The 20,847-nt window shown below is 63.1% G+C and carries 22 protein-coding genes and 1 pseudogene; 15 read left to right on the top strand and 8 right to left on the bottom strand.

Annotated elements, in window-relative coordinates; genetic code table 11:
- The first annotated feature begins 162 nt into the window (after nt 1-162).
- Nucleotides 163-936, top strand: coding sequence for a helix-turn-helix domain-containing protein (locus EIO64_RS13715; protein ID WP_025544912.1), 774 nt, complete (start codon nt 163-165; stop codon nt 934-936).
- A 69-nt stretch (nt 937-1,005) separates the two neighbouring features.
- On the opposite strand, the gene EIO64_RS13720 is transcribed toward EIO64_RS13715, so the two are convergent.
- From EIO64_RS13720 to EIO64_RS13730, 4 genes are read right to left on the bottom strand one after another with little or no spacing between them, the layout of a single operon-like run.
- Nucleotides 1,006-3,135, bottom strand: coding sequence for an FtsX-like permease family protein (locus EIO64_RS13720; protein WP_136891488.1), 2,130 nt, complete (start codon nt 3,133-3,135; stop codon nt 1,006-1,008).
- A gap of 4 nt (nt 3,136-3,139) precedes the next feature.
- Nucleotides 3,140-3,775 carry an ABC transporter ATP-binding protein gene (locus EIO64_RS13725; protein WP_346730097.1) on the bottom strand — a complete coding sequence of 212 codons (636 nt, stop codon included), beginning with the start codon at nt 3,773-3,775 and terminating at the stop codon, nt 3,140-3,142.
- Complete coding sequence (locus EIO64_RS19050) at nt 3,739-3,882, bottom strand: hypothetical protein (protein ID WP_346730044.1); 144 nt, start codon at nt 3,880-3,882, stop codon at nt 3,739-3,741. The genes EIO64_RS13725 and EIO64_RS19050 overlap by 37 nt, the downstream gene beginning before the upstream one ends.
- A 19-nt stretch (nt 3,883-3,901) precedes the next feature.
- Complete coding sequence (locus EIO64_RS13730) at nt 3,902-4,675, bottom strand: TraX family protein (protein ID WP_025544916.1); 774 nt, start codon at nt 4,673-4,675, stop codon at nt 3,902-3,904.
- A 241-nt stretch (nt 4,676-4,916) separates the two neighbouring features.
- Here EIO64_RS13730 and EIO64_RS13735 point away from each other — a divergent pair, with 241 nt between their 5' ends.
- Both EIO64_RS13735 and EIO64_RS13740 read left to right on the top strand, forming a co-directional pair.
- Nucleotides 4,917-5,636, top strand: a complete 720-nt coding sequence (locus EIO64_RS13735; RefSeq protein ID WP_021751443.1) for a LytR/AlgR family response regulator transcription factor — start codon at nt 4,917-4,919, stop codon at nt 5,634-5,636.
- Nucleotides 5,637-5,638: 2 nt separating this feature from the next.
- Complete coding sequence (locus tag EIO64_RS13740) at nt 5,639-6,928, top strand: sensor histidine kinase (RefSeq protein WP_136891489.1); 1,290 nt, start codon at nt 5,639-5,641, stop codon at nt 6,926-6,928.
- A 129-nt stretch (nt 6,929-7,057) separates the two neighbouring features.
- Here the strand turns inward: EIO64_RS13740 and EIO64_RS13745 are convergent, their stop codons facing one another.
- A complete protein-coding gene (locus EIO64_RS13745) occupies nt 7,058-7,450 on the bottom strand; it encodes a VOC family protein (protein WP_136891490.1) in 393 nt (130 codons plus the stop codon).
- Nucleotides 7,451-7,490: 40 nt separating this feature from the next.
- Nucleotides 7,491-8,771 (bottom strand): branched-chain amino acid transport system II carrier protein, encoded by a 1,281-nt coding sequence (gene brnQ / locus EIO64_RS13750; protein ID WP_021751446.1) that lies wholly within the window; start codon nt 8,769-8,771, stop codon nt 7,491-7,493.
- A gap of 279 nt (nt 8,772-9,050) precedes the next feature.
- Between brnQ and EIO64_RS13755 the strand changes: the two genes are divergently transcribed.
- The gene (locus EIO64_RS13755; RefSeq protein WP_119310599.1) at nt 9,051-9,866 is read left to right on the top strand and encodes a DUF4358 domain-containing protein; all 816 of its coding nucleotides are present in this window, start codon (nt 9,051-9,053) and stop codon (nt 9,864-9,866) included.
- 63 nt (nt 9,867-9,929) lie between these two features.
- Here the strand turns inward: EIO64_RS13755 and EIO64_RS13760 are convergent, their stop codons facing one another.
- Together EIO64_RS13760 and EIO64_RS13765 are read right to left on the bottom strand one after the other, a co-directional pair.
- Nucleotides 9,930-11,051 (bottom strand): DUF362 domain-containing protein, encoded by a 1,122-nt coding sequence (locus tag EIO64_RS13760; RefSeq protein ID WP_021751449.1) that lies wholly within the window; start codon nt 11,049-11,051, stop codon nt 9,930-9,932.
- An 87-nt stretch (nt 11,052-11,138) separates the two neighbouring features.
- Complete coding sequence (locus EIO64_RS13765) at nt 11,139-11,549, bottom strand: hypothetical protein (protein WP_021751450.1); 411 nt, start codon at nt 11,547-11,549, stop codon at nt 11,139-11,141.
- A gap of 201 nt (nt 11,550-11,750) precedes the next feature.
- Here EIO64_RS13765 and murI point away from each other — a divergent pair, with 201 nt between their 5' ends.
- The 11 genes and pseudogenes from murI to EIO64_RS13820 all read left to right on the top strand — a co-directional run bounded on the left by murI (nt 11,751) and on the right by EIO64_RS13820 (nt 20,832).
- Nucleotides 11,751-12,566 (top strand): glutamate racemase, encoded by an 816-nt coding sequence (gene murI / locus EIO64_RS13770; RefSeq protein ID WP_021751452.1) that lies wholly within the window; start codon nt 11,751-11,753, stop codon nt 12,564-12,566.
- On the top strand, nt 12,553-12,999 hold the full coding sequence (locus EIO64_RS13775) for a YwiB family protein (protein ID WP_119310600.1): 447 nt from the start codon (nt 12,553-12,555) through the stop codon (nt 12,997-12,999). Before murI ends, EIO64_RS13775 begins: the two co-directional genes overlap by 14 nt.
- A 301-nt stretch (nt 13,000-13,300) precedes the next feature.
- Nucleotides 13,301-15,045: pseudogene (gene argS / locus EIO64_RS13780) on the top strand (arginine--tRNA ligase).
- A 31-nt stretch (nt 15,046-15,076) separates the two neighbouring features.
- Nucleotides 15,077-15,346: a GNAT family N-acetyltransferase gene (locus EIO64_RS13785; RefSeq protein ID WP_136891491.1), complete on the top strand. Its 270-nt coding sequence runs from the start codon at nt 15,077-15,079 to the stop codon at nt 15,344-15,346.
- On the top strand, nt 15,337-16,074 hold the full coding sequence (locus EIO64_RS13790) for an AzlC family ABC transporter permease (protein WP_346730045.1): 738 nt from the start codon (nt 15,337-15,339) through the stop codon (nt 16,072-16,074). Before EIO64_RS13785 ends, EIO64_RS13790 begins: the two co-directional genes overlap by 10 nt.
- Complete coding sequence (locus EIO64_RS13795; protein ID WP_136891492.1) at nt 16,071-16,406, top strand: branched-chain amino acid transporter permease; 336 nt, start codon at nt 16,071-16,073, stop codon at nt 16,404-16,406. Before EIO64_RS13790 ends, EIO64_RS13795 begins: the two co-directional genes overlap by 4 nt.
- Nucleotides 16,407-16,597: 191 nt before the next feature.
- Complete coding sequence (locus EIO64_RS13800; protein WP_136891493.1) at nt 16,598-17,785, top strand: hypothetical protein; 1,188 nt, start codon at nt 16,598-16,600, stop codon at nt 17,783-17,785.
- A 71-nt stretch (nt 17,786-17,856) separates the two neighbouring features.
- Nucleotides 17,857-18,393 (top strand): DUF6512 family protein, encoded by a 537-nt coding sequence (locus EIO64_RS13805; protein WP_136891494.1) that lies wholly within the window; start codon nt 17,857-17,859, stop codon nt 18,391-18,393.
- A 125-nt stretch (nt 18,394-18,518) separates the two neighbouring features.
- Nucleotides 18,519-19,241, top strand: a complete 723-nt coding sequence (locus tag EIO64_RS13810) for a 5-bromo-4-chloroindolyl phosphate hydrolysis family protein (RefSeq protein ID WP_136891495.1) — start codon at nt 18,519-18,521, stop codon at nt 19,239-19,241.
- A 14-nt stretch (nt 19,242-19,255) separates the two neighbouring features.
- Nucleotides 19,256-19,633 (top strand): hypothetical protein, encoded by a 378-nt coding sequence (locus tag EIO64_RS13815; RefSeq protein WP_119310608.1) that lies wholly within the window; start codon nt 19,256-19,258, stop codon nt 19,631-19,633.
- Between the two features lie 26 nt (nt 19,634-19,659).
- Nucleotides 19,660-20,832 carry a toxic anion resistance protein gene (locus EIO64_RS13820; protein WP_051320049.1) on the top strand — a complete coding sequence of 391 codons (1,173 nt, stop codon included), beginning with the start codon at nt 19,660-19,662 and terminating at the stop codon, nt 20,830-20,832.
- The last annotated feature ends 15 nt before the right edge of the window (nt 20,833-20,847 follow it).

Here is a 20,847-nt window from a genome sequence, read left to right on the forward strand (position 1 = left end):
CAAAATCCAGATGGCCGTCGATCGCCTCCCCATCGCCCAGGGCCCGGAGGACATCCGCCAGGCGCAGAGCCTGCCGGCTTCCAGCGAGCTGTATCTGCGCCCAATGGACAAGCTCATCCAGACTGCCGGCAGTTCCGCGCTGCCCGTTCTGATCCAGGGGCGGTGGGGACCCACAAGGGCGTGGTGGCCCGTCGCATTCACACCAAAAGCGCCACGGAGGGGACCACGCTGATGCGCCTGCAGTGCAGGGACCTGACGGAGAAAAACTGGGACATGCTGTTGAATAATGCCGCGTCTCCCATTCACGCCACGGGATACACGGTATATCTGGAAAACGTGGATACGCTGCCGAAGGATCTGCAGCAGCAGGTGGGGACCTATATTGAGGATACCAAGATGACCCACCGCCATCGGGTAATCAGCTCCAGCTGCTGCGACCTGTCTGCCGAGGTGGCCCGGGGACAGTTCTCCAGCCGGCTCTATCTGCAGCTCAGCGGATTCACCATCAATGTGCCGTCTCTGGCCCAGCGGAAGGAGGATATTCCCGCCTTTGTCAATATGATGATTCCCCAGTACAATACCGCGCTGGCCAAATCCACCGTGGGCATGGAGCCGGATGCCATGGAGCTGATGGTGGAATTTGAGTGGCCGCTGAATCTGGTGCAGCTGGAAAAGGTGCTGCGCCAGATGATCGCGGCGTCCTCGGGATTTTATATCACTGCCGCTGAGGTGGCCGCGGTCCTGCAGAACGAGATGCGGAAAGTGAGTGCCCTTCCGCCGGCGGTGGATCTCTCCGGGACCTTGGAGGACATCGAGCGGAGAGTGATCGAACAGGTGCTGCGGGAGGAGAACATGAATCAGTCCGCTGCGGCCAAGCGGCTTGGAATCGGCCGAAGCACCTTGTGGAGAAAGATCGCCGGCAGCGGCGGAAAATAAACAAAAAGGTCCGGGGGCACAGGGAATATCCCTGTGCCCCCGGACCAAATTTCCGGCAGCGCGGAAGCTTCACTTGCCTTGGATTCCCAGCGCGCGGCAGACGCTGCGGCGGGTGATGCGGTATACCCCATAGAGCACCGCCGAAAGCACGGCGATCACCGCAGCACAGACGGCCATGCCGGCCATCTCGCCGGGGGTGAAGCGGTTATCATTGAAGTACATAATCATGAGGTAGAAGGCGGAGATGACTGCCGTGCCCACGATGGCGGGCACAAGAAACACCTTGGACACCTGCCCCTTTACGGACCGGAACAGATAGCGGTTCGGCGCCCCCAGGTGCCGCAGGTCGTCGTACACCCGTGCGTTGGTGAGGGCGATGGTCATGCACCGGGTAAAGGCAATGACGATGACCGCCGCGAAGCAGATCAGGGCGATAAAGATGAACAGCACCAAAAACACCGCCATGGTGGTGACGAAGTCGTTCTGATCCAGCACCCGGAACTGGGGCATGTAGAGCCAGTAGTTGCGGAACTCCGAGGTGTCCCGGTCCTCCCGCTCTATCACCGGGAAGCCATGGGCGGCGATATGTGCCCGGTCGTAGTCATAGACCTCGCCGGCCTCCTCCGCCAGCGCCGCACTTACCAGGTCGTAGGCGTACATCTGCAGCACATCGTCGCCGGAGCGGTCCACGATCTCGTTGAACAGGGCGTCGGCAAAGGGATAGCTGGCCTCCGCATCCGCCACGTTGAAGAATACCCAGGTCTCCCGCCAGAGGTCGGTGAGTCCGGCGGTGAGGATCTCGTAGTCGGCGTCATCCAGCACGTAGCAGCCCAGCAGCATGGTGAAACACAGAGGCTCCGCCGGGGTAACGGACAGACTGGCCCCGGTGACCATATTGGTGACCAGCGTCACGTCGCCGCCGGAGAGGTAGTCGCTGCCGCCTTCATCATCCAGCACATTGGCACAGGTGCCGGGGGCCAGGTCCACAGCTTGGCCGGTGAGGGCGTTCCAGGCGCTCTCGGAAAAATAGGTGGCCCCGCCTTGGATCTCCCGGTATTCCTTGGTGTAGGTGGTGCCCAGAGCTCCGGCGCTCTGCTCGATGGAGACGGTGCCGTCACAGCCCAGGGTGGCGGCGTCCACCTGGGTCCAGGAGGTGATGTCAACACCATGCTTCGACGCCAGAGATTCCACCTCACCCCGCTCCGGCCAGTTCTGATCATTCCGCCAGTGGTACTCGAAGTCCACCGGCCGGGTGGAGAAGCTGTAAGTGGAGCTGGTATTCAGCATGGGGGCGTAAAAGGAGGCGAAATAGGCACCGGCGATCAGCAGCGTCATCACCAGCATGTTCCGCACCGTCTGGCGGCCTTGGAACTTCATCATGGACGTGGCGATGATGTCCCGGTATTTATGGCGCTTCCGCCAGCCGTTCACCACCGTGTGGAGCAGGATCATGTACATGCCGACCAGCGCCGGCAGGTAAAAGACGGCCTCCACCCCAGAGGGGGGATACCACTGGAGAACTGTGACAAAGAACGACGGCATCAGATACCCCGCCAGGGCGCCGATCACCACCAGGACGATGCCCACGCTTCCATACCACCGCTTTACCTCGCGGATAGGCTCGGACTTGTGGGACTCCTGGACGATGTCGATGATGTTGGTGCGGCGGATGGACCGGCCGCCCAGGAAGAACAGCATCCCCACCACGTAGGCGGCAAAGACCATGGACAGCAGATAGGACCGGGGATCGAAGGACAGGGCCATCTCCTGGGAGTCCACCAGGAACAGGCGGAACAGCTGCCACACGCCCCAAGCCAGAGGGCCGCCTAAGGCCGCCCCGGCGGCGCAGGAGCCCAGGGAGATCACCGCCAGCTCCTTGCCCATCTCCCGCTGCAGCTGGCGGCGGGTGGCCCCCAGGGCCAGGAACACGCCGGTCTCCCGGGACTTCTGCCGGAAGAACAGCCCGGCGGCATAGGCGGTGAACACGGCGCAGCCGATGACCGCCAGAACGAACACCATCATCACCTGCTTGCGGCTGTCGCCGCCCTCCGGCAAGACGGAGAGGATGGTGGGGGAGCGCATCATGCAGACATAGGCAGTGATCAGCAGCACGGAGAAGAAGCTGCACCCTGCCAGCAAGGCGTACTGGCCCCTGTTTTTGCGGCGCAGGGCCGCGTAGGCGTCGGAAAAGTGCCGCATGGTCTCACTCCTTCCCCATGTCCCGGATGGCGTCCAACAGCTGGTCCTGAAAGGCGGTGCGGTCCGTGGCGCCCTTTTCCAGGGTCCGCCACACCACTCCGTCCCGGAGGATGACCACCCGGTCGCAGAAGGAGGCGGCAAAGGAGTCGTGGGTCACCATGAAGATGGTGGCCTCCAGGGATTCCTTGGCCTGTTCAAAGGAGCGAATCACCGCCCGGCTGGACTTGCTGTCCAGGTTGCCGGTGGGTTCGTCCGCCAGGATCAGCAGGGGATGGTTGATGAGCGCCCGGGCCACGGCGGTACGCTGCTTCTCACCGCCGGAGATCTCCGCCGGGTATTTGTCCCGGATGGCGGAGATACCGAATACATCGCACAGCTGGTCCGCCCGGGCCTCCGTCTGGCCGGTGACGGCGCCGCCGATGATGGCGGGCAGGAGAATGTTCTCCCGGACCGTCAGACCGTCCAGCAGCAGGAAGTCCTGGAACACAAAGCCCAGCTGCCGGTTGCGGACCTTTGCCAAAGCGTCCTCGCTGAGATTTGCCAGCTGCCGATCCCCCAGCATGATCTCCCCACTGTCGATGGGGATGTAGCAGGAGATGCAGTTTAAGAGCGTGGTCTTGCCAGAGCCGGAGGGGCCCATGACAGCCACGAACTCCCCTTCTCCACCGTGAGGGACACGCCCTTGAGGACTTCATAGGTGGTCTTGCCCACTTGGTAGGATTTGTGCAGATCTTTGACTGTTAACATAAAACTCTTCCTTTCTGTCTCACAGGATATTCCCCGCCAGGGCGATGGCCGCCAGATGGGCGGGATAGAAGGCGTAGAAGAACCAGCGGTTGATCTTGATGCGGGAGTGCGTGGCGCAGAAGATCAGGGGCGCGGCGAACACGGCGAAAATGGACCAGTCGATGCAGAGGCCGCCCACCGTCAGGCACAGGGGATCCTCCGGCCAGCCGTTCATCAGGGCCGGAAGATAACTGAGGAGGTAGAGGGCCGCGCCCAGGCGGGGCCGGTTCCGGCAGAGGTAGAAAATCAGCATCAGCTGGATGCCGGTGCCGGAGTAATCGAAGTTCCACCAGCTGACGGTGAAGAGCGCCAGGGCGAACAGCCACCATTTCCGTTCCTTCAGGCCGTACATGCCCAGCAGGCTCAGGAACAGGGTGAAGAAGATGTTCCAGTTGGTGAGGTTGGCCCAGAATTCGCCGACCGGGTGGAAGGCCAGGATGTAAAAGGGCTGGCTGACGAGGGCGAAGATGCCCAGCCGGGTCAGGTACTTCCGCACGTCGTGGGTGTACAGCAGGCCCACCGTCAGGCAGTAGCAGAAGATAGGGAAGGCCAGTCGGCCGATCCAGCGGAACACGCCCACCTCCGGGAAAAAGGCGCCGCCGATGTGGTCGATCAGCATGGCGGCGATGGCGATGAGCTTCAGCAGATCCGTGTCCAGATTGGTTTTCAGCCGTGGCCCCGTCTGGGGGATGGCGGCGGGAGTGGTGAGCACGCTCCACACACGGGAGCGGGAGATGGCAGTGGCGTTTGTCATGGTGTTTCCCTCCTTGTTGACACCAGCGTACCGCGAAAAAAGAGCCGCCGCAAACGGGGGTGTCATCTGCGGCGGCCTGGATGTCAAGTTTTGCGTTGGGAGGGGAGGGGATGTCAAGTTTGGCGGATTTGCCGTCAAGTTTGGTTTGGCAGACGGCGGTTCCTGTGGTAGAATGGGCAGGTAGTTTAGGGCGAAAAGCGCCCCCTGCCGGACCCCGGCGGGCAGTTTTCGGTTTGAGGTGATGGGGATGCTGCGGATCGGCATCTGTGACGATATCTACGACGCCAGGCTGGTGCTTCGGGCCGCTCTGGAGCGGGTCCTGGAAAAGCGGCGCGTTCAAGGGCAGTTCCGGGAGTTCTCCTCTGGCGAGGGACTGCTCCGCTGGCTGGAGAGCCACGCCGGGGAGCTGGACCTGGTGTTTCTGGACATGGAGATGGGGGAGCTGGACGGCATGGAGACCGCCCGGCGGCTCCGGGCGGCGGACGCCGGACTGCAGCTGGTGTTCGTCACCGGGTATGCAGAGCACGTCTTTGACGGGTACTCCGTGGGGGCCCTGGGGTATCTCTTAAAGCCCCCGAAGGCGGAACAGCTGGAGGAGGTGCTGGACCGGGCACAGGCGGCGCTGGTCCGGGATTTGGACCGGGCCTACATCTGCCGCAGCGGGGACACCCACTACCGGATCCCCATTGCCAACATTCTGTATTTCGTCTCGGACCGGCGGCAGGTGGCCTGTGTCACCGCCGGACGGGAGTACACGTTTTACGGCAAGCTGGACACGGTGGCGGCGGAGGTGGGGGCGGACTTTGTCCGCATCCACCAGCGGTATCTGGTTCGGACAGGAGCTGTGGACCGGATGGAGGGCGGCGAGGTGGTGCTGCGGGACGGCCGGCGGCTGCCGGTCAGCCGGTCCTGCCAGCCCTCGGCCCTGCTGGCCTTTACCCGGGCGGAGCTGGAGGGATGAGGATGCGGGATGTTCTCTGGCAGATCTGGCTCAACTGCGGCTATTTTCTGACCGTGGCGGCCAGCGGCTTTTTCCTCTACAAGCTCTGTGCCCCCTTTGTCCGCCCCCGGAATGGGCGCTTCTGGAGGGTGCTGCTCTTTCTGACCCTGGCGGGGTCCACCGGCATGGTGATTTGGATCGGCGACCCCAACCTGCTCTATACGCTGCCGGCGTTTTTCGCCTTGTTCCTCCTCTCTACCCGGGGTGACCGGATAGGGCGGGTGGCGGTGTGCATCATCCTCTTCTGCCTGGAGATGTCCGTGTGTGCCCTGCTGGACACCTATGTGGAGCGGATCAACAGGAATGCGCTCTATGACGTGCTGGTGCGCCTGGCCCGCCCGCTGGTGTTCGGCCCGCTGTGGCTGTTGCTGCGCCGCCGCCTGCCCCGGGAGCCGGTGGTGCTCTCCCGGCGGCTGTGGAAGCTGGTGCTGGGTCTAGCGGCCATGCCCCTGTGCGCCCTGATTGCCGTGGTGCTGCTGACCTTCCGGCGGTATGACTCTATCGAGGTCAATACCGTGGCGATGTACCAGGGCATGGTGGTGCTGCCCTTTGTATTTCTGACCTCTCTGGTCCTGTTGTTCGCCATTTTGATTCTGGCGGATCACGAGCGGCTGGAGCAGGCAAATCGCCTGGCAGGTCTGCGGGAGGTCTACTATCAGGGCCTCCGGCAGCAGGAGACCCAGGTGCGCCGTCTCCGCCACGATCTGCGGAATCACCTGACGGCGGTCCGGGGTTTTCTGGAGCAGGGAGATGAACAGGGGGCCATCGGCTATCTGGACCAGATAGCCGGTTCCCCGGCCCTGCGGGGAACCAGACGGCTCTGTGAAAACGAGGCGGCCAATGCCGTCCTCACCGCCAAGGCGGAGGCCATGGAGCGGGAGGGAGTCGCCGCAGACTTCGCCGTCTTCCTGCCCCGGGACCTGCCTGTGGCGGATATGGATCTGTGCGCCCTGCTGGGCAACGCTCTGGACAACGCCATCGAGGGCAGCCGGGGCGCCGGGGAACGGCGAATCACCATCCGCTGCAAGGCGGACAAGGGACTCTTCATGCTGCGGGTGGAGAACACCCTGGGCGGCGCGGTGCAGCCGGATCTTGCAACTACCAAGACGGACAAGGCCGCCCACGGCTTCGGCATCCCCGGGATGCGGGAAATCGCGGAGCGCTATGGCGGCACCCTGGACGCCGGGGTCCGGGACAACGGGTTCGAGCTGGTGGTGTGCCTGCCCCTGGCAGGGCAGGCCGAAACACTGTAAATCCCCATGCGCTGACGGCCGCCGCAGACACAGGAGAGAGCTCGATTTTCCATATCTGCGGTGTATTTGCACAGAAAAACAGGGAGACCGTCCAATGGACGGTCTCCCTGCTCCGCAGCCAAAGCGGACTCAAAGCATCTTCAAAAGTTCGATCTGTTCCCCGGAGGGGCCAGTGAAGAACCAGTTCTCCAACCCGCCGAAGGTGTTGGGCATCACGCACTTCTCTGCGGTCTGGAAGGTGTCCACGCCGGCGGCGCGGAGATCCGCGGCGGCTTGGTCCACATCGTCCACATAGACGGCGAAATGAGGGATGCAGCCCGCACCCTCCGGCACAGGGGCGGCGATCAACTCCACCAGGAAGCCGCCGAACTCCACAAGGGCCAGCTCCCGCTGCTGTTCCGGCGAGCAGGCGGGGGCCCGGAGATGCAGGCTGCCGCCGATCTTCTCGTAAAAGGCGATGCTGGCATCCATATCCGCCGTATACACGGCAATGTGGCCGAGACCTTGATAGTGCTGTTTCATACAATCAGTCCTCCAGTATGTGAAAAATGAAAATATGGCATCAGGAGGCGGCAGTCCGGCCGCCGGGGATCAGGGCGCCCACTGCGCCGCAGACAGCGGCGGGCAACACCCAGCCGAAATCCAGAGACGCCAGGGGCAGCAGGTCCAGAAAGGCCAGCTCCACGCCGGTGTAGGTGCGGACTACCTCCAGCAGGCTCACTGCCAGGGCGCCCAGGGCCGCCAGGCGGAACACCCAGTCCCGGCGGATGCGGCTGCCGAACAGGGCCAGCACGATCAGCACCAGCGTGGGGGGATAGACCACGCTGAGGATGGGGGAGGCGATGGCGATGATCTCATTGAGACCAAAGTTGGATACCACGGCACTGAACACGCAGATGACGCACACCAGCGTGCGGTAGGAAACGCGGCCCCCCGAGAGGCCGGAGAAGTAATCGGCGCATGCGCTGACCAGCCCCACAGCGGTGGTGACGCAGGCCAGAGCCACCACCACGGCAAAGAGGATGATGCCCGCCTGCCCCAGCAGGTTCCGGACAATGGACACCACCAGGAACGTGCGGTCCACGGTGATGTCGAAGAAGCGGGCGGTGGTGGCGCCCAGATAAGTCAGCCCCAGATAGACCGCCAGCAGGCCGATGCCTGCCACCAGACTGGCGCCGGACACCACCCGGAGCTGGGCGCCGGGAGTCGTGTGTCCCTTCTCCCGGGCGCTCTTCAGAATGATATAGCCGAACACGATGGCCGCCAGCACGTCCATGGTCTGATAGCCGGCTTCCACGCCGGTGGCGGCCACATTCTCCACCAGCGGCTGCTCACCCACCGGCCCGATGGGATTCACCACACCCACCACGATCAGGATCAACAGGCCAATCAGCAGAGCGGGGGTCAGGATCTTTCCCACGATGTCCACCACCGCTGTTTCCCGCACGCACAGCAGCAGGATCAGCAGAAAGAAGAGGATGGAGAAGAGCGCCGGACTGAAGCCGGACACCAGCGGGGCCAGAGAGGTTTCGTAGGTGGTGGCGGCAGTCCGGGGAATGGCCAGCATGGGACCGATGCACAGCACAATGGCGCACATGAGCGCTGTGGAGGGAATCCTGCCGATGCGGGCGGTGATCCCGTCGGGACTTCCCTGCCGGAGAATGGCAAACATAGCCAGCAGGGCCAGTCCGATGTCGGCCATAAAGTAACTGAAAAAGCCGGCCAGCCACTCCGGACCCGATTCCAGTCCCAGATAAGGGGGGAAGATGACATTACCTGCGCCGAAAAACATGGAGAACAGGGCGAAACCGATGACCAAGCTGTCCTGAAGGTGTTTCTTCATAGGAGACCTCCTCTTGCCTTGCAGGTGGACGGATGTCCGCTGAATAAGGGCAAAGCGGCCGCGCGGACGACGCGCGGCCTGTGTATTTATTTGATGTTTATGCTTGAAACAATTATATTTGAATTTCCGAAAAAAGTCAATGTTATACACACCGAGGCGGTCATGGGCGGAGCAGCGGAGAAAAATCGCCGGAGCGGGAACTTTTTTCCGTAGAGCCCGTCTAACCTCTCAGACCGCGGCGGAGCGCCGTGAAATCCCGTGAGAGGTTAGGAGAAAAACATGAAAAAGAGAGGACTTGCAGGATTGCTGGCTCTGGCGCTGATACTGGCGCTGGGTGCCTGTGGAGGAACGGAGGCGCAGGAGGACGCCGCCCAGGACCAGAAGATGGAGGAAGCTGCGCCGCCCCAGGAGGAAGAGACTTCGGAAACCGATGGGGAGGACGGCGTCCCTGTGACCATAGAGGGCCCTGAGACGGCGGATGATTCCCAGCAGCTCCAGGAGGACGAGCCGGATCTGGGCTCCCGCCCCGCGGACCCGGCGAAGGAGCCGGAGACGGGGAGCCGTCCGGCAGACCCGGCGGAGAAGCCGATATACCAGCCGGTGGAGGACACAAAGCCCCAGCAGCCGGACAAGGAGCCGGAGACGCCGGCCCAGCCCGCCCCTGCCCCTCCAGCGGAGTCTGCTTCCGGCGTGGATCTAGCGGATTTCTGCGCTTCCGTGACCGGGGACCAGGAGACGTGGCCCGCCCTGATGGCCGTGGAGGGTGAGACGCTGGATACGTTCTATGCGGGACTCTCCGCCATCGCCACCCAGCAGTGTCTGGTGCAGATGGCCATGATCTCCGCCTCCGGTGACGAGATTGCCCTGGTAGAGGTGGAGAACAGCGGCGATGTCCAGGCGGTGAAGGACATCTTCCAGGCCCGAATCGACTATCAGGTGGGGGACGGCACAAGCCCCGGCGGTGCCTGGTACCCCGCGCCCACGGAGATGTGGCGGAACGAGTCCCGGATTGTCTCCAATGGCAACTTTGTGATGCTGGTGGCGCACACCGGCGCGGACGCGGTGGTGGAGCAGTTCAACGCCCTGTTCGCCTGAGTGGGGTCCCGCAATGCGGAAAACGAAGCAGGACTTTTTAAGTCCTGCTTCGTTTCGTTCCGATCAGATTTTGATGAGCTCGTATGCCCGGGTGCCGATGCCGATCTTCTCCGCGTGCTCCAGGCAGACGGCCCAGTCCGTGTCCGGATGGGCGGCGTGGAAGTAGTCACCGGAGGAGCAGTCGCAGCCCTCGTCAAACAGGGCGGAGTTGGGCGCGGGAGTCTGGGCCAGCACGGCGTCGGCACAGGCTTGGTCCAGAGCCACCGGGTCGAAGGAGGCAAACATGCCCACGTCCGGGACGATGGGGACATCGTTCTCCGCGTGGCAGTCGCAGTTGGGGGAGACATCCACCACCAGGGACACGTGGAAGCAGGGGCGGCCGTCTACCACGGCCTTGGTGTACTCGGCGATCTTCTTATTCAGAATAGCGGGCGCCTCGTCATACAGGCACTGGATGGCATCCTTGGGGCACACCGCCAGACACCGGGCGCAGCCCACGCACTTGTCCGTGTCGATGGTGGCTTTGCCGTCGGCACCGAACTGGGGCGCGCCGTGGGCGCAGATCCTGGCGCAGGCCCGGCAGCCGATGCACTTCTTCTGCTTGACGAAGGGCTTGCCGGAGTTGTGCTGCTCCATCTTGCCGGCCCGGGAGCCGCAGCCCATGCCGATGTTCTTCAGAGCGCCGCCCATGCCGGCCTGCTCGTGGCCCTTGAAGTGGGTCAGGGAGATGAACACGTCCGCGTCCATCACCGCACGGCCGATCTTGGCGGACTTCACATACTCCCCGCCCTCCACGGGAACCTCCACCTCGTCGTTGCCCTTCAGGCCGTCGGCGATCAGGATGTGGCAGCCGGTGGAGTAGGGGGTGAAGCCGTTGATATAAGCCGATTCGATGTGGTCCAGGGCGTTTTTCCGGCCGCCCACATACAGGGTATTGCAGTCCGTCAAGAAGGGCTTGCCGCCGTGGGACTTCACCAGGTCCACCACGGCCCGGGCCCAGTTGGGGCGGAGGTAGGCCAGGTTGCCCGGCTCGCCGAAGTGCATCTTGATGGCCACGTACTTGCCGTCCATATCGATATCGCCGAAGCCGGCGGTCATCATCAGCCGGGCCAGCTTCTGGGGCAGGTTCTCCCGCCAGCTGGGGGCGCGGAAGTCCGCAAAGTAGACTTTGGATTTTTCAGCCATGATCTCGTTGCTCCTTTTTCTCTTTCTGTTCTTTGAAACAAGCCTGGAGAGAAACCTCTCCGGTGCCGGGGCGGCGTGCCTTCCGCCTTACGGCAGGTCCACAGAGATGTTGTCGGTGCCGTGCTCGTCAAACTCGGAGAGATAAGCGTCGATCCGCTCCATCAGCTCCCCATAGTTTTCACGGGTCAGGGGTTCCCCATCCATGTCCCGCAGGGCCAGCTCCTCCGCCAGGATCTCATAGAACACCACGTCCTCATACTGCTCGATGGCCTCGTGGATGCCGCCGTCCGCAAAGGCCCGGGAGGGGATCAGCTCCCCCCGGTACAGCTCCACCAGCTTGCTCATCTTGTGGTGCAGGCAGTGGGAGAAAATCAGGCTCTCCACCTGGTCGTATTCCTGGATGCGGTCGTTCTCCCGGGTGGAATTGATGACCCAGTTTCCTATGTATACCAGATCCAGCAGATACCGGAACTGCTGTTCCGTCAGTTCGATCTTCATGGGGCAGACACCTCCCAAATAGATGATACTGTCACGATTATAGCAGAGACATACGCAGAATTCCACATAAAAAACAGGGCAAAAAGACTAAAATCTGTCTTGCGGCAGAAGGCGCCGCATAGTATAATATGTAATCCAGATGCAAAATGAGCATGAAGCGGCCGCCGGTCCGGCGGCGGGAGAAGAAGGAGGCGGAGCGGGATGGACCAGCGTCCCATCGGGGTATTCGATTCAGGCCTGGGGGGTCTGACGGCGGTGCACTCCCTCTGGCGCATCCTGCCGGAGGAGGACCTGATCTACTTCGGCGACACCGCCCGGGTGCCCTATGGCAGCCGTTCCCGGGAGGCCATTTTGAAATACGCCCGCCAGGATGTGCGTTTCCTGCGCTCCTTCGATCTGAAGGCCATCCTCATCGCCTGCGGGACGGTGACCACCACCTCGCTGGCGGCGCTGCAGGCGGAAAACGACCTGCCCATGGTAGGCGTGGTAGAGCCCACTTGCCGCCGGGCGGTGCTGATGACCCAAAACAAGCGGGTAGGGCTCATTGCCACGGCGGCCTCCGTCCGCTCCGGTGCCTACGAGGCGGCTCTCCGGCGGCTGGACCCGGAGGTGACCGTGTTCAGCCGGGCCTGCCCCCTGTTCGTGCCCCTGGCGGAGGCCGGGCGCATCCGGCGGGGAGACGTGGTGATCGAGACCGTGGCCCGGGAGTATCTGACGCCCCTGAAGAATGCGGGGGTGGACACCCTGATTCTGGGCTGTACCCATTACCCGCTGCTGACGGATGTGATCGGGGACGTGATGGGGCCGGGCGTGGAGCTGGTGTCCGCCGGGGAGGAGTCCGCCTTTGAGCTGAAACGGATGCTGAAGGCCCGGGAGCTGCGGGCGGACGAGCGCCGCCGCGGCGAGACGGAGTTCTACGTCAGTGACCGGGTGGAGGATTTTGAGCGGACGGCCTCGCTGTTTCTGCAGGAGGACCTGCGCCATACAGCACGGAGGATTGACATTGAGCGATATTGAGACGCGGCAGAAGAAGCTGCCGGTGCTGCTCTTCATCCGGGGAGAGCAGTATTTTGACGATGTGGACCCGGATGCCACGGAGCTGACGACGGAGGGGACCCTGGAGCTGACGGAGGAGGGCCTGCTGCTGACCTATCAGGAGACAGCCCTCACCGGCATGGAGGGGACGACCACCACCTTTGAGGTCAGCGGGCCCCAGGTGATCCTGCGCCGGGTGGGCAGTGTGAACTCCCAGATGGTGTTTGAGGAGGGGCGGCAGCACACGTCCCTGTATGAGACCCCCTACGGGGAGCTGTCGGTGGATATCCAGACCAGCGCCCTGCGGCACAACCTCAGCGAGCGGGGCGGCCTGCTGGAGATCAAGTACTCCATCGCGGTCGAGCATACGGTGACAGGAAGAAACAGCTTCAAGATCCGGGTAAAGCGAAAGTAAGAGAGCGTTCCGGCAAACCGTGCGGCAGCGCGTCCAAGTATTTTGGAGGAGCCAAAATCTTTGGCGGAGGGCGAATTCATTTCGCCCGGGGATTCCGAGAAAAGGGGTCCCCGGGATCTGTCCCGTGGGAAGCGCACGGTGACAGGGAAAAACAGCTTTAAGACCCGGGTAAAACGGGAAAAACAGGGGTTGGGAATTAGGAATTGCGGTGCCGCCGCAGGTGGCAATTGGAATCTGTCCGGCTTTGCCGGACACCAAAATTCCTCATTCTGAATTCCTCATTCACGAAAGAGGGAACGATATGATCAACATGGTACAAAACGCGAAGGACCAGGCGGCGGCGCTGGCCATGGCCGCCTATCAGGCGGCAGTGGCGGACGGGACGCTGCCCCAGGCGGAGGTGAAGACCGCCCCGGTGGAGATCCCCAAGGACACCGCCAACGGCGACTTCACCACCACGTTTGCCCTGGCGGCCTCCAAGGCGCTGCGGCAGCCGCCCCGTAATATCGCCCAGGCACTGCTGGACCACATGGACCTGGCGGGGAGCTACTTTGCCTCCGCGGAGATTGCGGGACCGGGCTTTCTGAACTTCCGTCTCAACGACAGCTGGTACGCTGCCGTCTGCGAGGCGGTGGAGAGCGAGGGTGCCGGCTACGGCACCGCCGACCACCTGAAGGGGCAGAAGATCATGGTGGAATTCGTCTCCGCCAACCCCACGGGCCCCATGCACATGGGCAATGCCCGGGGCGGCGTGCTGGGAGACACCCTGGCCAGCGTGCTGGCGGCGTGCGGCGCCGACGTGACGAGGGAGTTTTACGTGAACGACGCGGGCCACCAGATCGATAAGTTCGCCCACTCCATTGAAGCCCGGTATCTCCAGATCATCCGGGGGAGGACGCGGTGCCCTTCCCGGAGGACGGATACCAGGGTGAGGACATCAAGGACCTGGCCCGGGCCTATTATGAGAAAAACGGAGATAAGCTGTTGGATGTGCCGGAGGCGGAGCGCCAGGAGGCGCTGGCCCAGTTCGGGTTGTCCATCAACCTGCCTAAGATGAAGACCGATCTGGAGCGGTACAAGATCCACTATGACAACTGGTTCTACGAGTCCTCTCTCCATGAGAGCGGCTATGTGAAGGAGACAGTGGATCTGCTGGCGGAGCGGGGCTGGACCTATGAGAAGGACGGCGCCCTGTGGCTCCGCACGGCCGACATCCTACGGGACCACTACCGCAGGCAGGGGAAGAAAGAGGCGGACATCGAGAAGCTGGACCTGAAGGATGACGTACTGCGCCGGGCCAACGGGTTTTACACCTACTTCGCCGCGGACATCGCCTATCACCGGAACAAGTTCGCTGTCCGGGGCTTCGACAAGGTCATCAACATCTGGGGGGCGGACCACCACGGCCACGTGGCCCGGCTGAAGGGCGCCCTGGACGCGCTCGGCCTCAACGGCAGCGAGCGGCTGGACATCGTGCTGATGCAGCTGGTGAAGCTGCTGCGGGACGGCGAGGTGGTGCGGATGAGCAAGCGCACCGGCAAGGCCATCTCCCTCTCGGATCTGCTGGACGAGGTCAGCGTGGACGCAGCCCGGTGGTACTTCAACGCCAAGCCGGACACCCAGATGGAGTTCGACCTGGGCCTGGCGGTCCGGGAGGACAGCGAAAACCCCATCTACTACGTGGAATACGCCCACGCCCGGATCTGCTCGCTGCTGCGGGCTCTGGCGGAGGAGGGCGTCTCCGTGCCCAGACAGGCGGACGTGGACATGTCCCTGCTCTCCGGTGAGGCGGAACGGGCCCTGCTGAAGCAGATCGCCCAGTTCTGCGAGGAGATCAAGCTGGCGGCCCGGGACTACGACCCCAGCCACATCAACCGCTATCTCCAGGAGCTGGCAGCCTGCTTCCACCGGTTCTACACCGCCTGCCGCATCAAGGGCGAGGAGCCGGCGGTCCGGGACGCCCGGCTGAAGCTGGCGGACGACACCCGGATCGTCCTGCGGAACGGCTTGAAGCTCATCGGCGTGGACGCGCCGGAGAAGATGTGACGAGACGGCGCGCGGCGCAGGAGGGAGACCTATGGAATTTCAGAGAGAGCCGGGACGCATCTACGCCATGGAGGATGGGCGCCTGATCGCCGAGGTGATGTTCCCCGACCGGGACGGAGTGGCGGAGATCGACCACACCTTTGTGGATGACACCCTGCGGGGCCAGGGCGTGGCAGGACAGCTGCTCCGGGCGGCGGCCGACCAAATCCGCACGGAAGGAAAGCGCGCCAGGGCGACCTGTTCCTATGCCAAGATCTGGTTTGAAAAGCACCCGGAGGAGGCCGATCTGCTGTGCCCCTGAGAGACGACGAGAGCCGCCGTGCCGGCGGGAGCAGCATGGCCCTCCGGGCGGCGTTTCCCGCCACCATCCCGGTGATGACGGGCTTTCTGTGCCTGGGGACTGCCTATGGCCTTTTGATGCAGTCCAAGGGGTATGGGCCGGGATGGTCCGTCCTCATGAGCGCCATCGCCTTTGGGGGCAGCATGCAGTTTGTGGCCGTCACGCTGCTGACCACGGCCTTTGACCCTGTGCAGGCGTTTCTGCTGTCCGTCATGGTCAATGCCCGGCACATGTTCTACGGGCTGAGCCTGCTGGACAAGTACAAGGGCCTGGGGAAGGTGCGGCCGTTTCTGATCTACGTGCTGTGCGATGAGACGTTTTCCCTGGTGTCCACTCTGGAGCCGCCGGAGGGCGTGGCCCGGAAGGACTTCTACTTCTGGATCTCCCTGCTGGACTACCTCTACTGGATTACGGGCACAGCCCTGGGCGGCCTGCTGGGGAGTTTCCTCACCTTTGACACCACGGGCCTGGACTTTGCTCTGACGGCGCTGTTTGTGGTGCTGTTCCTGGAGCAGTGGAAGAAGCCGGAGAACCGGCCCGCCGGGGTGATGGGGATCCTCTGCGCCGCCGCCAGCCTGGCGGTGTTCGGAGCGGACAACATGGTGATCCCCGCCATGGTGCTGGTGCTGGCGGTGCTGCTGAGTGCACGGCGCCGCCTGGACCGCAGCGGAGAGGAGGGAGCCCTGTGACGCTGACGCCTTTGCAGACGCTGGGCATCATCCTGGCGGTGGCCGCCGGGACCCAGCTGACCCGATGGCTGCCCTTTTGGTTGTTTCCGGAGAAGAAACGGCCTCCCGCCGTGGTGACATACCTGGGGAAAGTCCTTCCGCCCGCCATGATGGGCCTGCTGGTGGTGTACTGCCTGCGGAGCGTCTCCTGGCTGTCGGCGCCCCACGGGGCGCCGGAGCTGATCGCCATTGCGGCGGTGGCGGGGCTCCACCTCTGGAAGCGGAATGTGCTGCTGTCCATCGCCGGGGGCACTGTGCTGTACATGGTGCTGGTACAGGCGGTGTTTGTCTGAGAAAAGAGAAGAGATGCCGGCCGGCGGAAGCCCGGCCGGCATTTTTCAGTGCCGGGGGAGGCTTCCTTGTTTCCGAATCGTTACAATTTGTTGTGAAACTGAGTGGATTTTTGCAAAAAATCAGGGTATTCTGGGCATGAAATGCAGAGAACGGAGCGCAAAAACCAGGACCTGGAAAGCGAGGTGCGAACATGAAGCGATTTCTTCTCTGCGGGGTGCTGCTGGCGCTGCTGGCCGGCTGCGGCACTGCCGGGGAGCAGCTGCCGGAGGAAGTCCCGGAAGAGACGGAGCCCCTCTCCGGCGAGGAGCTGACGGCCTCCGCCATGGCGGCGTACGCTGAGATCACGAAGGACCTGACTTTCACCCTGGATGTGGAAGAGGAAGATGCCACAGGCATCAGCCTCTCCATCACCCCGGAGGCCGCCCGGAACGTGGCGGGGCGGGAGAACCTGTTCTCCATCGGCTACCAGTGGGAGCCGGCCTCGGCGGAGGCCTGGGGAGACCAGTGGAGCGACATCAAAAGCAGAGGACGGCTCTTTGCCATGACCGCCCCGGACGGGGAGACCACCCTCCAGTGCTGCACCGGCGGGGACGTGGTGCTGTGGACCGTGGACGGGGAGACCCACTATGCCTGTGTGACGGCTGCGGCGGAGGGGGAATCCGGCCTGAGCGGTCTGCTGCAGGGGATCGCCGAGGACGCCCTGTGGGACGCGGCGTTTTGCGGTCCCACGGTGGATGGGGCAGAGACGGACTACGAAGAGATCGCCCGGCAGCTGAACGAGGCCGTGGCGGAGAATGTCCGCCATGTGCCGGACTGGGTCAGCTGGAAGCCCCTGGACTTCCAGGCCAACGGCGCCAGCGTGTTTGACGCCTATTACGGTGAGCCGGAGAACTTCTGTGCCGGGCTGGGCTTCCGGCTGCTGGTGGATGACCCGTATGGAGAGATGGCCAACAGCTGGCAGGCGGGCGCAGGGCTGGGAGAACCGGATGCGGACGGGTACTACGGCTATGGCGGCGAGGCCAGTATCCAGAAAAATGAGGACGGCGACTGGACCTGCGACGGTCTGGCCACCGGAGGCAGCGCCGTGACGCTGCCACTGTCCGGCTCTGGGGAGGAAGCCCCGCTTTCGGAGCTGGTGGACGCATTCTTTCTGACGGAGGGGTTCTCCCATGACTGGCTGCTGCCCAACTACATCCTGGACCACCCGGCAGAGGACATGACGGCCCTGCCCGCCCTGCTGGATGACCGGACAGACGCAGAGGCCCGGGAGCTGTGTGCCGTCCTGGGCCGGTGCCTGCGGGACGCCGACTACTGGGACTGGGCGCCGGAGACGCTGGCGGAGACTCTGGGAAGCTATGGGGCGTATCTGGATGCATAAATCTGCCAACGCCGGTATAAACTGGGACTGCGGCCTGGCCGCAGTCCTTTTGTTTTGTCATGGAGGCGGATATGGGGAAGCGGTTGTTTTACTGGGAGCTGGCGGGTGCGCTGTTCACGGCGGCGCTGGGGACGCTGCTGCACTTTGCCTACGACTGGAGCGGCGGATGGGGCGCGGCGGCTGCCTTCTCCGCGGTGAATGAGTCCACCTGGGAACATATGAAGCTGCTGTTTTTCCCCATGTTCCTGTTTTCCGTGGTACAGGTGTGCTGCCTGGGACGAAACTATCCGAACTTTCTGGCGGCCCGGGGCGTCAGCACGGTGACAGGGGTCGCGCTGATCCCGGTGCTGTTCTATACGTACACCGGCGTGCTGGGGCGGCATCTGCTCTGGGCGGACATCGCCGTGTTCTACCTCTCCGTGCTGGGGGCATTCGCCCTGGATTTCCGGCTTCTGCGGCGGGGGCGGTTCACCTCTCTCTGGCAGCAGATCCTGGGCCTGCTGGCGCTGTGGGGGCTGGCGTTCCTTTTCGTCTACTGCACGTTCCATCCGCCGGAGCTGGGGCTATGGCAGGACCCGGTGACGCTGGGCTATGGGCTCCCCAAATGAAAGCAGGCGCCCCTCTTTCGAGAGGGGCGCCGCTTTGCTTCCGGGGATTTTCTGTCCCTGCCGTTGACCGGCTCTCTCCGGCGGGGTATAATATTGTTAAAAGCGACCTGGGGAGGCTGAAGCGGATGAAGACCACAAGACAGAAGCGTGCGGCGCCTTTTTACGCCGCTGCGGCGGTATGGCTGGCCTACGCGCTGGTGCTGCCGCTGTATGAGCCGCTGCACTATGCCCTGGCGGCGGGGGCCTCCCTTCTGGCGTTCGCGGCGGCGGCCGCCCTGTGCCGGGGCGGCCCCGTAGGAGAGGAGGCTGGCAAGGCGCCGCCGGAAAAGGCCGAGGAGCCCGTTGAAAAGAAACCGGCCTCTACAGGAAATCCTGAGCTGGACAAGATGGTCCGCGACGGGGAGATGGCCATCCGGGAGATGAAACGGCTGGATGAGAATATCGCGGACCCCGGCATCTCCGCCGACATTGTGCGGCTGGAGCAGGTGAGCGCCCGAATCTTCGACGAGGTGCGCACGCACCCGGAGAAGCTGCCCCAGATCAGGCGCTTTCTGGACTACTACCTGCCCACCACCCTGAAGCTGCTGAATGCCTATGACCGCATGAGCGGTACCGGGGTCTCCGGAGAGAACATCGACACCACCCTGGCCAAGGTGGAGGGGATGATGCGGACCATCGTGGCGGCCTTTGAAAAGCAGCTGGACAGCCTGTACGGCGCCGAGGCCCTGGACATCTCCACGGATATCACGGTGCTGGAGAACATGATGGCCCGGGAGGGACTGGTGGACAGCCCGCTGAAGGCGGAGCCGGACGAGAAGAAAGAGACCGATATCCGGCTGGAGCTGTGATCGGAGGAAACGCCATGAGAAAGATCGCCATCAGAATGGCGGGCCTGGTTTTCTATATGGCCGCAGGATTTGTCCTTCTGTTCTGGAAACTGGAGCGTGGCGGGTTGCATAACGCGGAGCTCCTGCTGCCGCTGGCATGGCTGGCGGGGGCGGTGGCTTTGGGCCTTCGGCTGGACAAGGCCTGTAAACAGGCGGGAAGGTGGGGAGAGGCTGCCCATCACTTTTTCTCTTCCGTGATATGGCTGCTGCTTGGTATCGGTTTTATGAAGCAGGCCCCGGGCATCTGTACCCTCTGCGGTGTGCTGGGGGTGGTGTACGCAGTGGTTTATGCTGTCTGCGGTGTGCGGGCGGCGGGAGAAGCCCGCCGGAATGAAGAAAATGGCAGAGAGTGAATGATACTATGATGGAGGATGACACAATGGCAGACGAGAAGAGCATGATGCCTGAACTGACCCTGGATCCCAGCCGGACGGATGCGGTGCCCCAACTGACTCTGGACCCGGCAGCGCCCGCCGCCCCCGCACCGGAGGCCGCCAAGCCGGAGGCGACGCCGGTGCGGCTGGACGAGAACCTGCTGAACGACGCGGAGAAACAGGCGGTGGAGGCGTTTTCCAAGAAGATCGACCTGACGGACTCCAACCTGATCCTGCAGTACGGCGCGGCGGCCCAGAAGAACGTGGCCAGCTTTTCTGAGAACGCCCTGAACTCTGTGCGCACCAAGGACCTGGGAGAGGTGGGCAAGTCCCTCAGCGAGCTGGTGGTGGAGTTGAAGGGCTTCGGCGAGGAAGAGGAGAAGAAGGGGCTCTTCGGCCTCTTCAAAAAGACGGGTAGCAAGCTGGAGGCCATGAAGGCCCAGTACGCCAAGGTGGAGTCCAACGTGGACAAGATCGCCCGGGAGCTGGAGCAGCATCAGGTCACGCTTTTGAAGGATGTGGCCATGTTCGACCAGATGTATGAGCTGAACCTGAAATACTACAAGGAGCTCACCATGTACATTCTGGCGGGCAAGAAGAAGCTGGAGGACATGCGGGCGGGCGAACTGCCTGCTCTGAAGGCCAAGGCAGAACAGTCCGGCGCTCAGGAGGACGCCCAGGCATACAACGACATGGTCCAGATGTGTGAGCGGTTTGAGAAAAAGCTCCACGACCTGGAGCTGACCCGGATGATCTCTGTGCAGATGGGCCCCCAGACTCGGCTGCTGCAGAACAACGATACCTTGATGGTGGAAAAGATCCAGTCCTCCCTGGTGAACACCATCCCCCTGTGGAAGAGTCAGATGGTGCTGGCCCTGGGGCTGGAGCACGGCCGCCAGGCCACGGCGGCCCAGAGCGCCGTGACGGAGATGACCAATGAGCTGCTGAAAAAGAACGCGGATCTGTTGAAGATGGGCACCATTGAGACCGCCAAGGAGGCAGAGCGGAGCGTGGTGGACATTGAGACGCTGCAGCACACCAACCAGCAGCTGATCTCCACGCTGGACGAGGTGCTGAACATCCAGCGGGAGGGCGCCCAGAAGCGCAGGGCCGCCGAGGCGGAGTTGGGCCGCATCGAGGGCGAGCTGAAGCAAAAGCTGTTGGAGCTGAGAAATTAAAGGGAGAGCAGGATC

It is taken from the genome of Dysosmobacter welbionis, from assembly GCF_005121165.3.
Classification (GTDB): domain Bacteria; phylum Bacillota; class Clostridia; order Oscillospirales; family Oscillospiraceae; genus Oscillibacter; species Oscillibacter welbionis.

Bases quoted from the DNA above. Each gene is read 5' to 3' on its own strand.
- EIO64_RS13720 (WP_136891488.1), bottom strand. From the start codon at position 3,135: ATGCGGCACTTTTCCGACGCCTACGCGGCCCTGCGCCGCAAAAACAGG.
- EIO64_RS13725 (WP_346730097.1), bottom strand. From the start codon at position 3,775: ATGGGCCCCTCCGGCTCTGGCAAGACCACGCTCTTAAACTGCATCTCC.
- EIO64_RS19050 (WP_346730044.1), bottom strand. From the start codon at position 3,882: ATGTTAACAGTCAAAGATCTGCACAAATCCTACCAAGTGGGCAAGACC.
- EIO64_RS13730 (WP_025544916.1), bottom strand. From the start codon at position 4,675: ATGACAAACGCCACTGCCATCTCCCGCTCCCGTGTGTGGAGCGTGCTC.
- EIO64_RS13735 (WP_021751443.1), top strand. From the start codon at position 4,917: ATGGGGATGCTGCGGATCGGCATCTGTGACGATATCTACGACGCCAGG.
- EIO64_RS13740 (WP_136891489.1), top strand. From the start codon at position 5,639: ATGCGGGATGTTCTCTGGCAGATCTGGCTCAACTGCGGCTATTTTCTG.
- EIO64_RS13745 (WP_136891490.1), bottom strand. From the start codon at position 7,450: ATGAAACAGCACTATCAAGGTCTCGGCCACATTGCCGTGTATACGGCG.
- brnQ (WP_021751446.1), bottom strand. From the start codon at position 8,771: ATGAAGAAACACCTTCAGGACAGCTTGGTCATCGGTTTCGCCCTGTTC.
- EIO64_RS13755 (WP_119310599.1), top strand. From the start codon at position 9,051: ATGAAAAAGAGAGGACTTGCAGGATTGCTGGCTCTGGCGCTGATACTG.
- EIO64_RS13760 (WP_021751449.1), bottom strand. From the start codon at position 11,051: ATGGCTGAAAAATCCAAAGTCTACTTTGCGGACTTCCGCGCCCCCAGC.
- EIO64_RS13765 (WP_021751450.1), bottom strand. From the start codon at position 11,549: ATGAAGATCGAACTGACGGAACAGCAGTTCCGGTATCTGCTGGATCTG.
- murI (WP_021751452.1), top strand. From the start codon at position 11,751: ATGGACCAGCGTCCCATCGGGGTATTCGATTCAGGCCTGGGGGGTCTG.
- EIO64_RS13785 (WP_136891491.1), top strand. From the start codon at position 15,077: ATGGAATTTCAGAGAGAGCCGGGACGCATCTACGCCATGGAGGATGGG.
- EIO64_RS13800 (WP_136891493.1), top strand. From the start codon at position 16,598: ATGAAGCGATTTCTTCTCTGCGGGGTGCTGCTGGCGCTGCTGGCCGGC.
- EIO64_RS13805 (WP_136891494.1), top strand. From the start codon at position 17,857: ATGGGGAAGCGGTTGTTTTACTGGGAGCTGGCGGGTGCGCTGTTCACG.
- EIO64_RS13810 (WP_136891495.1), top strand. From the start codon at position 18,519: ATGAAGACCACAAGACAGAAGCGTGCGGCGCCTTTTTACGCCGCTGCG.
- EIO64_RS13815 (WP_119310608.1), top strand. From the start codon at position 19,256: ATGAGAAAGATCGCCATCAGAATGGCGGGCCTGGTTTTCTATATGGCC.
- EIO64_RS13820 (WP_051320049.1), top strand. From the start codon at position 19,660: ATGGCAGACGAGAAGAGCATGATGCCTGAACTGACCCTGGATCCCAGC.